Below are 11,618 nucleotides of genomic sequence, written 5' to 3'. Positions count from 1 at the left end.
ATAGTGCCGAAACCGTCTAACCACGCGGCTTTGCCGCCAACAGGAGAAACATCATGCAGCCCTATCCCGCCCGCAAAACCCTTCCCCTATTATTGGCCTTATCGGCTGCATTCGGCCTGGCGGCCTGCGGCGGCGGAAACGGATCGGGTTCTTCTGCCGGCAAGCCGTCTGAAACCCAATCTTCCGAGTTGGCCGACAAACAGGAAATCGTTATCAACAACGGCGCCGAGCCGGAATCGCTCGACCCGCACAAAGTATCGGGCGTGCCAGAATCCAACGCCCTGCGCCAGATGTTTGTGGGGCTGACCACCACCGACAACGACGGCAACACCGCGCCGGGTATAGCCGAATCGTGGGAAAGCGCCGACAATAAAGTTTGGACCTTCAAACTGCGCGATGCCAAATGGAGCAACGGCGACCCCGTTACCGCCGAAGATTTCGTTTACAGTATGCGCCGCGTAACCGATCCGGCCACCGCCTCGCCCTATGCCAGCTATCTGGCCGACGTGAAAGTGGCCAACGCCGCCGAAATTCTCGAAGGCAAAGCCAAGCCCGAAACGCTGGGCGTTAAGGCCGTCGACCCGAAAACGCTGGAAATCACCCTCACCGAACCCGTGCCTTATCTGCCCGACGTGCTGATTCACACTTCGGTTAAACCCGTTCACCCCGCCACTGTGGAAAAGTTCGGCGAAAAATGGACATCGCCCGCCAATATCGTGGTTAACGGCCCCTACAAGCTGGCCGCCTGGGATGTAAACAGCCAAATCACGCTCGAACGCAACAGCGCCTATTACGACGATGCCAACACCACCATCAACCGTGCCGTGCTGCTGCCGATTCCCTCGCCGCCCACCGACATCAGCCGCTTCAAAGCGGGCGAAATCGACGTAACCTACAACGATATCCCCACCGAGCAGTTCAAAACGCTGCAACAGGAAATGGGGGAACAGATGAAAGTGGCGCCCTATCTTTGCTCCTATTATTACGAGTTCAACCACACCAAACCGCCGTTCGACAACCCCAAAGTGCGCAAGGCCCTGCAACTTTCGCTCGACCGCGATACGCTGGTAGACAAAGTGGTCGGCCGGGGCGAAACCGTGGCCTATCAGTTCACGCCGCCTGCCACGCAGGGCATGGAGCAGTTTACGCCCGAATGGAAAGCGTGGGATAAAGCCAAACGCATCGAAGAAGCGAAAAAACTGCTGGCCGAAGCGGGTTACAGCACCGCCAAACCGCTCACGTTCGAGCTGCTCTACAACACCAACGAAAACCACAAGAAAAACGCCGTGGCCGCTGCGGCCTTGTGGAAAGAAGCGCTGGGTTTCGTGAATGTGAACCTGGTCAACCAAGAATGGAAAACCTATCTCGACACGCGCCGCAACCAGCGCCAACAGATGGCGCGCGGCGGCTGGTGCGCCGACTACAACGAAGCCTCCACTTTCTTAAACACGTTCAAATCCGACAACAGCAGCAACTACGGCAAATACAAGAGCGCCGAGTTCGACGGCCTGATGAAGCAGACGCTGGCCGCCGGCGTATCGCCCGAAGCGCGCGCCAATCTCTATAAACAGGCCGAAGCCGCGATGGATAAAGACGCCGCCACCGTGTTTGTGTTTCACTACGTTAACGCCCGTTTGGTCAAACCTTATGTGGCCGGCTATTCGGTGAAAGACCCGATGGACAACTGGCAGATTAAAAACTGGAAAATCCTCAAGCATTAGGCCGTCTGAAAAACACAATAAAAACGGCGTTGCCATCTTTTGCCGCAACACCCGAACAAGCGCGCGGCCTGCATTTCAGACGGCCTAAAACAACAGGCTGCAACCTTGCAAAAATACCTTAAAGGCCGTCTGAAACCGCCATCCGCAAAACACAACACCCGCCAAAAAGGCTACCATGCTCAAATTTATTTTCCGCCGCGTGCTCGAAGCCATACCCACGCTGTTTGTGCTGATTACCGTATCGTTTTTCATGATGCGGCTCGCACCGGGCAGCCCGTTTACCGGCGAGCGCAACCTGCCGCCTGCGGTATTGGCCAATATCGAAGCCAAATACCATCTCAACGACCCGATCTGGCTGCAATATCTCAACTATCTCAAACAACTGGCGCAGGGCGACTTCGGCCCTTCGTTCAAATACAAAGACTACACGGTTAACGAACTGCTCGCGCAGGCGTTTCCCGTGTCGCTCGAAATCGGCCTGTATGCCTTCGCCGTGGCGCTGCTGCTCGGCATCATGCTGGGCGTGCTGGCGGCGCTGAAGCAAAACACCTGGCTCGACTATCTCACTATGGGCGCCGCTATGACCGGCGTGGTGGTGCCGAGCTTCGTGAAAGCCCCGCTGCTAGTGCTGGTTTTCGCCATCTGGCTCAAATGGCTGCCCGCCGGCGGCTGGAACAACGGCGCGGCCGCCAATATGATCCTGCCGGTGGCGGCACTTGCCATGGCTTATGTTTCCAGCATCGCAAGGATTACGCGCGGCTCGATGATCGAGGTGATGAACAGCCCGTTTATCCGCACCGCCCGCGCCAAAGGGCTTTCCACCCGCTACATCGTGTGGCGGCACGCCCTGCGCCCCGCGCTGTTGCCGGTGATTTCCTATCTCGGCCCCGCTTTCGTGGGCATCATCACCGGCGCGATTGTGATCGAAACCATCTTCGGCCTGCCCGGCATCGGCCAGCTGTTTGTAAACGGCGCGCTCAACCGCGATTACGGCATGGTGTTGAGCCTCACGATTCTGGTGGGCGTGTTAACCATCGTGTTCAACGCCGTGGTGGATATTCTTTATGCGGTTATCGACCCGAAAATACGCTATTAGCCGAAGCGCCCCGTTGGCATCACGCAGGCAGAAACCTTTACAACATTCAAAAATGTTTTCAGACGGCCTGCAACCTTTGCAAAATGCCTTCAAGGCCGTCTGAAAACATTTATAGCGAAACGCTTTAAGCAAAGAGACACCTTATGCTCATCAATAAAAAACCGGCAGCGGCGCTGGCCGCAGCCCTCGGCCCCGCCGACGTCAAAGGCCGCAGCCTGTGGCAAGATGCCTGGCGCCGCTTCCGCCGCAACCGTGCCGCGCTAGCCAGCGGCCTGATTCTGCTCGCCGTTTGCGCGTTTGTGGTGTTCGCCCCCATGCTGGCGCCGTTTGCCTACGACCACACCGACTGGGGCGCCATGCAAACCGCGCCGTCGTTTGAAAACAAACACTATTTCGGTACCGATTCGCTGGGGCGCGATTTGCTCGCGCGCGTGGCCGTCGGCGGGCGCATTTCGCTGATGGTGGGCGCGGCCGGCGCATTGGTGGCGGTGGTTATCGGCGTGGCCTACGGTGCGGTTTCGGGTTTTTTCGGCGGCAAAACCGATATGCTGATGATGCGTTTTCTCGAAATTCTCAACGCCTTTCCGTTTATGTTTTTCGTGATTCTGCTGGTTACGTTTTTCGGCCGTAATCTGGGCTTTATCTTCGTGGCCATCGGCATGGTGTCGTGGCTTGATGTGGCGCGGATCGTGCGCGGCCAAACCTTGAGCCTGAAACGCAAAGAATTTATCGAAGCGGCCCATGTGGGCGGCGTTTCCGACACCCGCATCGTGTTCCGCTACATCGTGCCCAACGTGTTGGGCGTGGTGGTGGTGTATGCCTCGCTGCTGGTGCCCGGCATGATTCTGTTCGAATCATTTTTGAGCTTTCTCGGCCTCGGCGTGCAGGAACCGATGACAAGCTGGGGCGCGATGCTGCAAGACGGCGCCAACACCATGCAGGTGGCGCCGTGGCAGCTTCTCGTGCCCGCCGTGTTTCTGGTGGTAACGCTCTTTTGCTTCAACTTTATCGGCGACGGCCTGCGCGACGCGCTCGACCCGAAAGACAGATAACAGTAAAACATTAAAATTAAAAGATGTTTTCAGACGGCCTGTTCATATTAAAAGGCCGTCTGAAAAGGAAACCCGAATGACCACACCTTTACTGCAAGTGCGCGATCTCGAAGTGCACTTTCACACCGAAGACGGCACGGTAACCGCCGTCAACAAACTCAATTTCGACCTGCACGAAGGCGAAACGCTGGGCATCGTGGGCGAATCCGGCTCGGGCAAATCGCAAACCGCGTTTGCCGTGATGGGGCTGTTGGCGAAAAACGGCAGTGTGCAAGGATCGGCGCTGTTTAACGGGCGCGAGATTCTGGGGCTGCCCGAAAAAGAATTAAACAAAATCCGCGCCGAGCAAATCGCCATGATTTTCCAAGACCCGATGACCTCGCTCAACCCCTATATGCGGGTGGGCAGCCAGCTCGCCGAAGTGCTGTGCCTGCACAAAGGCATGGGCAAAGCCGAAGCGTGGGCGGAATCGGTGCGTATGCTCGATGCCGTGAAAATCCCCGAAGCCAAAAAGCGCATCAATATGTATCCGCACGAATTTTCCGGCGGAATGCGCCAGCGCGTGATGATTGCCATGGCCCTGCTGTGCCGCCCCAAACTCTTGATTGCCGACGAACCCACCACCGCGCTCGACGTTACCGTGCAGGCGCAGATTATGGCGCTGCTTAACGAGTTAAAGCACGATTTCGGCACCACCATCATCATGATTACCCACGATTTGGGCGTGGTGGCCGGCATCTGCGACCACGTTTTGGTGATGTATGCCGGCCGCACCATGGAATACGGCAGCGTTAACGATATTTTCTACCGCCCCGCCCACCCCTACACCGTCGGCCTGCTCGGTGCGGTGCCCAGATTGGACGGCAAACGGGAAACCCTGCCCACCATTCCCGGCAACCCGCCCAACCTCAGCAACCTGCCCCAAGGCTGCCCGTTTCAGGAACGCTGCCGCCACGCCGACGAAGCCTGCCGCAGCGAACCGCCGTTGGAAACCTTTGCCCCCAACCGCCGCCGCGCCTGCCACAGGCCGTCTGAAACCCTGCAAGGAGCACAATCATGACGAGCTTATTGTCTGTACGCAACGTGCAGGTCAGCTTCAACGTCAAGCGCGGCAACGCCGCCTTTTGGCAGAAACCCGCCGCCCTCAAAGCCGTTAACGGCATCTCGTTCGACCTGGCCGAAGGCGAAACGCTGGGCATCGTGGGCGAATCGGGCTGCGGCAAATCCACCCTCGCCCGCGCCATCATCGGTTTGGTCAAAACCAACGGCGGCAGCATTTTATGGCAGGGCGGCGAGCTAACCGGCCTTTCCGCCAAAGCCCTGCGCGACAAACGGCGCGAAATCCAAATGATCTTCCAAGACCCGCTGGCCTCGCTCAACCCGCGCATGACCATAGGCGAAATCATCGCCGAGCCGCTGAAAACCTACTTTCCCAAGCTCAAAAAAAGCGAAATCGAAGCGCAGGTTAAAGAAATGATGATGAAAGTCGGCCTGCTGCCCAACCTCATCAACCGCTACCCGCACGAATTTTCAGGCGGCCAATGCCAACGCATCGGCATTGCCCGCGCCCTGATTCTCAAGCCCAAGCTGGTGATTTGCGACGAACCCGTATCGGCGCTCGACGTGTCCATTCAAGCGCAAGTGGTCAACCTGCTCAAAAGCCTGCAAAAAGAAATGGGGCTGACGCTGATTTTCATCGCCCACGATTTGGCCGTGGTCAAACACATATCCGACCGCGTATTGGTAATGTATCTGGGCAATGCCGTAGAACTCGGCCGCTACGACGAAGTGTACGACCGCCCCGCCCACCCTTACACGCAAGCCCTGATGTCTGCCGTGCCCCTGCCCGACCCCGAGGCCGAGCGCAGCAAAACCATACAGCTTCTGCCCGGCGACCTGCCCAGCCCCATCAACCCGCCCTCCGGCTGCGTGTTCCGCACCCGCTGCCCGCAGGCCGACGACGCCTGCGCAGAAACCAAACCCGAACGGAGGGGCAACGGCAGCCACTTCGCCGCCTGTTTGAAAAACGGCGCAGCGCGGGAAAACGCACGCTAAGGGCTGTTGACAATTGACCCTAACGGCTGCCTTTGCAAAACCACCGCTTTTTTTCAACAATCGTTACCGCAAACCGCTTTAAACACCGCACCCGCCGCCGTTTCCACCCAAACGGCAACATTCGGGAAAATGTAGCGGAAAAAATTATTTTTGCCACAAGGCAGCAAGCCGCAGACAGTACAAATAGTACGGAACCGATTCTGTTGCCGCTTCAGCGGCTTACAAAATCGTTCTCTTTGAGCTAAGGCGCTGCAACGCCATGGCAGAAATAAATTTTTTTCGCTATATAATTTACGCAACTGCCACCCGTATTAACAAACCGAACCGCTATCATGGCGGCGGTTGTACGGCAGAGCATCTTTCCGCCGCACACCGGCAAAGCCCTCGGATTTTCACGCTTACTCTTGAACACAAGACTGAAGGACAAAAAATGAAAAAAGCCCCCGCATTAACCACCGCCCTTTTAATCGGCGTTTCCGCCCTTTCCCTGGCCGCCTGTTCGTCTGACCGCGGCCCCAAACACGATCGCGACGGCCGCGGACACGCCGGCAAAGAATTCCGCAAAGGCGGCATGGAGCGCGGTTTCAAAGATTTAAACCTCACTGAAGAACAAAAAACCAAAATCCGCGCCATCATGGAAGAAGGCCGCGACAACCGCGCACAACAACCTGATGACAACCGCCGCGAAGCCCACCGCCGGCAAATGGAAAATTACCGTGCCGCCGAGCAGAACCTGATGAAAAACCCTGCCTTCGACGAAGCTGCCGCGCGCAACCTCATCGCCCAGCGCGAACAGGGCATGGAAGAGCAACGCCGCCAGCGCGCCGAGTTTGAATTGCAGCAATTGAAAAAACGCCACGCCGTGTTCCAAGTGCTGACACCCGAACAACAGCAAAAATGGCTGGAAAAACAAAACGATCGCGGCAACGGCAAACAGCGCCCGCAACGCCAGGCTCCCGCACAATAAGCGTTAGCCAACCGCAGAAAAGGCCGTCTGAAATAATATTTCAGACGGCCTCAGATTGATAAAACATTATCTTTTTTTAATTTTAAAACAAATAATTGAAAAAACAAGCCTAAGCTTTAAAAGGCTTTCACTCAAATACCCCCTCCTGTTTTCTCCAAAAATCTTTGGCCTAAATCATAAAAAACTGTAATTTTCCGACAAGCATATATCTTTCGGGTTACAATCCGACGCTAAGTATTCAAATCAACAACATAACCTTGATGCCTTTGCAAAGGTATCAGCTTTAATATCCAAAAAACCGAAAGGATATCCTCCATGAGTGCTTCCAAACGCGACCTAACCCGTATCCGCCATAACACCAAAATCGTGGCCACACTCGGCCCGGGCAGCAACAACGTCGATTTGCTCAAAGACATGATTGCCATCGGCGGATTAAACGTTGTGCGCTTCAACTTCAGCCACGGCACCCCTGAATTCCATCAGGAAAACGCCCGCATCGTGCGCGAAGCCGCCAAACTGGCCGGCCGCGAAGTGGCGATTATGGCCGATTTGCAAGGCCCCAAAATCCGCGTGGGCAAACTCGAAGGCGGCAGCATCAAACTCGAAGCGGGCGAAAAACTGCTGCTCGATGCCGGACTGGAAGGCGAAGGCAACCGCGACCGCGTAGGTTTGGACTACCGCGATCTGCCCAAAGACGTGAAGGCGGGCGACGTGCTGCTGCTCGACGACGGCCTGCTTACCCTGATTGTGGACAGCGTTAACGGCAGCGAAATCCTTACCACCGTGCAAAACAGCCACACACTCAAAAGCAACAAAGGCATCAACAAACAAGGCGGCGGCCTTTCGGCAGGCGCACTCACCGAAAAAGACTTCCGCGACCTGAAAACCGCCGTCGGCATCGGCTGCGACTATTTGGCCGTGAGCTTCGTCAAATCGGGCGAAGACATGAAAATCGCCCGCGATCTGGTCGAACGCGAAATGCAGGGCAGCAATGCCGTCCGTCCCGGCCTGGTGGCGAAAATCGAGCGCGTGGAAGCGATTACCAACCTTGACGAAATCATTCTGGCTTCAGACGGCATCATGGTTGCCCGCGGCGATTTGGCCGTGGAAGTGGGCAACGCCGCCGTGCCCGCCCTGCAAAAACGCATGATACGCCGCGCCCGCGAGCTGCGCCGTTTCAGCATCACCGCCACGCAAATGATGGAAAGCATGATCACCAACCCCGTGCCCACCCGCGCCGAAGTGAGCGACGTGGCCAACGCCGTGCTCGACGGCACCGATGCTGTGATGTGTTCCGCCGAAACCGCCGTAGGCGCTTATCCGTTTGAAACCGTGCGCTATATGGCCCTGATCTGCGCCTCTGCCGAAGCCGAGCAGGATTCGCTCAACGGCGTGAGCGAAGAGCATATAGAAGAACCTGTGAGCAACAATCTGGCGATTGCCGGCGGAGCCGTAAACGTTGCCCGTGCGGTAAACGCCAAAGCCATCGTGGCCCTAACCGAAAGCGGCTCCACCGCGTTTGAAATCAGCCGCCACAGCATCCAACTGCCGATTTATGCACTCACGCCCAGCCAGTCGGCACAACGCCGTATGGCGATGTACCGTGGCGTGCGCCCGCTGATCATCTCCACCAGCACCGACCACGATACAGCGATTAACGAAGTGGAAACCATGCTGGTTAACCTCAAGGTGCTCGAAGCCGGCGACCAATACATCATCACCAGCGGCTCGCGTATGCGCGAAACCGGCTCTACCAATATGCTGCAAATCTTCACCGTGCGCGGTTGATAACGGCCTGAGACCTTTGCAAAATTCGTTTCAGCATCTTAAAACCTCTGCGTCATACCCGGGCTTGACCCGGGTATCTTTTTGTTTTAGAAGAAAAAGAGATACTCGGATCAAGCCCGGGTATGACAAAATATCATACATTCAGGATTAAAACGGCTTTTTTGCAAAGGTCTCAGGCTGTGCAACATAAAAGGCCGTCTGAAAATATTTTTTCAGACGGCCTTTAACGTTTCAAACGCCTTACCCGAACTTACTGGCGGATGCGCTTGTTGGAGGTTTCTACTTCACGCACAATAATTTGCGGTTCGGGTTGCGGCTCCGCAACGGGGCAGGAAGCAGTTTCGGGATCGACGGCTTTCCAATGGAAGCTGCGGGCGTATTTTTTGCTGTCGTAAATGATTTTGAACTGACAGGTGGTTACGTCGTTTGTGCCCTGCCCCGGGGTGTGGAAGTGGAACACATAATCCCATTCGCGCACGTTGAACATACCTTCGTTAAAGTGCGGGCGGCCGAGAAGTTTGTAGAACTCGTCTTTGGTCATGCCTGCTTTGATTTTGCTCAATTCGTCGGCGGTGGGGAAGGTGCCGCGGTTATGGGCAAACGAAGGGGATACTTTGCTCAGTTTCGGCCACACGGGGTTGTCGGTGGTGCCGTCCCTGCTCACGTTGCTTTTGGTGGCGCAGGCCGACAAAGCCGCCGCCAGCAGCAGGCTTGCGCCCGCCTGAATGATGGTTTTTATTTTCATATCGTTTTCCTTGTTGTTTCAGACGGCCTGCACCAACAGGCCGTCTGAAAGCCTTGTTACCATTGATAACCTACACCTGCGGTGGCACCGTAGTGGCCGCGCGAGTTGCCGGTGGCGGAACCTTTGATTACCCAGTTGCCGTTGTCGGAAATGCTGGAATAACCCACGGCATAGCCGCTCTCGCCGCGATATACGCCGCCTGCTACGGCCACCATGCTCTTACCGGGCATATAAGCCTGCGGCAGGCCGGCTACGGCCATGGCTGTGGCTGCACCTGCGTTCGAGCGGTTTTCCACATCGTCGATGCGCTGGTTGAGCTGGTTGCCCATGTTCACCGTGTAGTTGGCCACGTTGTTGATGGCTTCGTTGGTGTAGTGCAACTGGCTGCCGTTAATGGCATCGGTTGATGTGGCGGACACCACGCCTGCGGCCACATTTTGGATCTGGCGGGTTTCGCCTTCGGTACCCACGCTCACCACACCGACCACGTCTTCCACACCGGCCACGTTGGCATCATTGGCACCCGCGAAGGTGTAGTTGCCGCCGCCGGCGGTGGTGTGTACGGCGGTTGCCGAAGCGTTATCGCCCAAGTACACGGAATTCGCCAAAGTAGCCTTGATATTGCTGCCCAATGCGTAGGCATTGTCGGCGGAAACCGTGTTGTTGTTACCGATGGAGTAAGCGCTGTCGCCGGTAACTACGGTCGGGTCGCCGATGGCGCCGGAGTTCTTACCGCTGACCACGTTGCCGGTACCGATGGCGATGCTGTCTTCAGCCAGTGCTTGCGAGCCTGTGCCCATCGCAATGGCACGGGTGCCGCTGGCTACGGTGCTCTGTGCGTAACCGGTTACGTTGCCGCCGGCATCTTTCACTTCGGTTACTTGCGCGCCGTCAACCTGAGTGGATGCGGTATAGGTGTTACCCATTGCCACCGCACCTTCGCCGCTGGCTACCGATTGGTAACCGATGGCTGTGGCATATGCGCCCGAAGCGCTGGAATCTTCGGTGTTGTGGCCTTGTGCCACAGGCTCCACTACACCATCATTGGTGTGGAAGAACTTGATGCCTTGCTCGTTCATCTTGCCCACGGCTTGAATCACGTCGTTGGTAACGTAAGTGTTTTGACCTTCCACGTTATAGGTGGTCAGCGTGTATTGGTTGCCGCCCTTATCGGTTGAAACCGCCACGGTTTGGTTGGTTTCGGTAGTGGTCGTCTTCGTGCCGTCGGGGTTGGTTACCACGGTAACTACGGTGCCGGCCGGCGTGGTGGTGCCGTCAGCATTTTCAGTAGCCGGAGCCGTGATGGTGTTAATGGCGTTGGCATTGCCGCCCAGCACTTGGTAAGCTTGATACAGCTGGCTGCCGTTAATGGCATCTTTGCTGGTGGCGGAAATTTCACCGTCGGCTACGTTGGTGATTTTCTTGCCGCCCATATCCAAACCGCCTGCGGTAATACTCGGGCCGTTGGCGATACTCAGGCCGTTGCCGTTCAGCACGGTATCACCGGCTTTCACGCTGTCCACCGCCAAATCTTTAGCGGTTGAAACGGTGTAGTTGGTGCTGCCGTCGGCATTGGTGCTTTGCGCCACCACAATGTTGTCGCCTGCGCTCACGGTGGTTTTGGCTTCAACCGCCGCCTGGTTCACCGCTGCGATGGCATCGTTCACGTTGTTCGCGCCCGTACCGCCAATATTGCTCATGCTCACGCTGCCGTCGGGGTTAACCGTGGCGTTGCCGCCGAACACGTTGGCCACGGAAGCGGCGGTGTTGTGCAGCTGGCCACCGTTAACCGCATCGGTGCTGCCTGCGGCCACGTTGCCCGAAGCCACATTGGTCACTTTTTGGTTGTTGGCGTTGATGCCGTTGCCGCTGATGTAGGTGTTGCCGCCTACGCTCACGCCTGCATCATCCAATACCACGCGGTTGGCTCCCGTACCTGCGGTTACGCTGTTGAAGCTAACTTCTTTGGCCGTGGCTACGGTGTAGGTGGTGCTGCCGTCGGTATTCTTCGTTTCGGCCACTTCGATGTTGTCGCCTGCTGCCACTTTGTTGGCAGATGCGGCGGCGGCGGCTTTCAGTTGGGCTACGTTGGCGGCATCGGTGTCTTGCTCACCGGCTTTCACTCCGCTGATTTGCGTGTTACCTGCGTCAATACCTGACGAAGTGATGTTCACATCACCTGCTTTGAGGCCGC

At 56.7% G+C, this 11,618-nt stretch carries 10 protein-coding genes; 8 read left to right on the top strand and 2 right to left on the bottom strand.

Annotated features, from left to right (window positions below):
• Positions 1-53 precede the first annotated feature (53 nt).
• The 8 genes from NQ012_RS11010 to pyk all read left to right on the top strand — a co-directional run bounded on the left by NQ012_RS11010 (position 54) and on the right by pyk (position 8,679).
• Entirely contained in the window at positions 54-1,721 is a 1,668-nt protein-coding gene (locus tag NQ012_RS11010; protein WP_257067634.1) for an ABC transporter substrate-binding protein, read from the top strand.
• A 175-nt stretch (positions 1,722-1,896) separates the two neighbouring features.
• Entirely contained in the window at positions 1,897-2,817 is a 921-nt protein-coding gene (gene oppB, locus NQ012_RS11005; RefSeq protein ID WP_257067633.1) for an oligopeptide ABC transporter permease OppB, read from the top strand.
• Positions 2,818-2,960: 143 nt separating this feature from the next.
• Positions 2,961-3,869, top strand: coding sequence for an oligopeptide ABC transporter permease OppC (oppC, locus tag NQ012_RS11000; protein ID WP_257067632.1), 909 nt, complete (start codon positions 2,961-2,963; stop codon positions 3,867-3,869).
• Between the two features lie 76 nt (positions 3,870-3,945).
• Positions 3,946-4,929 (top strand): ABC transporter ATP-binding protein, encoded by a 984-nt coding sequence (locus tag NQ012_RS10995; protein WP_257067631.1) that lies wholly within the window; start codon positions 3,946-3,948, stop codon positions 4,927-4,929.
• Complete coding sequence (oppF, locus tag NQ012_RS10990) at positions 4,926-5,924, top strand: murein tripeptide/oligopeptide ABC transporter ATP binding protein OppF (protein WP_257067630.1); 999 nt, start codon at positions 4,926-4,928, stop codon at positions 5,922-5,924. Before NQ012_RS10995 ends, oppF begins: the two co-directional genes overlap by 4 nt.
• Positions 5,925-5,956: 32 nt before the next feature.
• The gene (locus NQ012_RS10985; protein ID WP_257067629.1) at positions 5,957-6,169 is read left to right on the top strand and encodes a hypothetical protein; all 213 of its coding nucleotides are present in this window, start codon (positions 5,957-5,959) and stop codon (positions 6,167-6,169) included.
• Between the two features lie 185 nt (positions 6,170-6,354).
• Positions 6,355-6,891 (top strand): Spy/CpxP family protein refolding chaperone, encoded by a 537-nt coding sequence (locus NQ012_RS10980; protein WP_257067628.1) that lies wholly within the window; start codon positions 6,355-6,357, stop codon positions 6,889-6,891.
• 315 nt (positions 6,892-7,206) lie between these two features.
• Positions 7,207-8,679 (top strand): pyruvate kinase, encoded by a 1,473-nt coding sequence (pyk, locus tag NQ012_RS10975; RefSeq protein ID WP_257067627.1) that lies wholly within the window; start codon positions 7,207-7,209, stop codon positions 8,677-8,679.
• A 250-nt stretch (positions 8,680-8,929) separates the two neighbouring features.
• Here the strand turns inward: pyk and NQ012_RS10970 are convergent, their stop codons facing one another.
• Together NQ012_RS10970 and NQ012_RS10965 are read right to left on the bottom strand one after the other, a co-directional pair.
• Positions 8,930-9,424 (bottom strand): outer membrane protein assembly factor BamE, encoded by a 495-nt coding sequence (locus NQ012_RS10970; RefSeq protein ID WP_257067626.1) that lies wholly within the window; start codon positions 9,422-9,424, stop codon positions 8,930-8,932.
• Positions 9,425-9,480: 56 nt separating this feature from the next.
• Positions 9,481-11,618: YadA family autotransporter adhesin (locus NQ012_RS10965; RefSeq protein ID WP_257067625.1), on the bottom strand; the 2,138-nt coding region annotated here is incomplete at its 5' end.

Source organism: Neisseria dentiae (assembly GCF_024580525.1).
GTDB lineage: Bacteria > Pseudomonadota > Gammaproteobacteria > Burkholderiales > Neisseriaceae > Neisseria > Neisseria dentiae_A.
This window is presented reverse-complemented; position numbering and strand designations above follow the sequence as displayed.

Coding starts and splice junctions, on each gene's coding strand:
- NQ012_RS11010 (WP_257067634.1), top strand. CDS start 54: ATGCAGCCCTATCCCGCCCGCAAAACCCTTCCCCTATTATTGGCCTTA.
- oppB (WP_257067633.1), top strand. CDS start 1,897: ATGCTCAAATTTATTTTCCGCCGCGTGCTCGAAGCCATACCCACGCTG.
- oppC (WP_257067632.1), top strand. CDS start 2,961: ATGCTCATCAATAAAAAACCGGCAGCGGCGCTGGCCGCAGCCCTCGGC.
- NQ012_RS10995 (WP_257067631.1), top strand. CDS start 3,946: ATGACCACACCTTTACTGCAAGTGCGCGATCTCGAAGTGCACTTTCAC.
- oppF (WP_257067630.1), top strand. CDS start 4,926: ATGACGAGCTTATTGTCTGTACGCAACGTGCAGGTCAGCTTCAACGTC.
- NQ012_RS10980 (WP_257067628.1), top strand. CDS start 6,355: ATGAAAAAAGCCCCCGCATTAACCACCGCCCTTTTAATCGGCGTTTCC.
- pyk (WP_257067627.1), top strand. CDS start 7,207: ATGAGTGCTTCCAAACGCGACCTAACCCGTATCCGCCATAACACCAAA.
- NQ012_RS10970 (WP_257067626.1), bottom strand. CDS start 9,424: ATGAAAATAAAAACCATCATTCAGGCGGGCGCAAGCCTGCTGCTGGCG.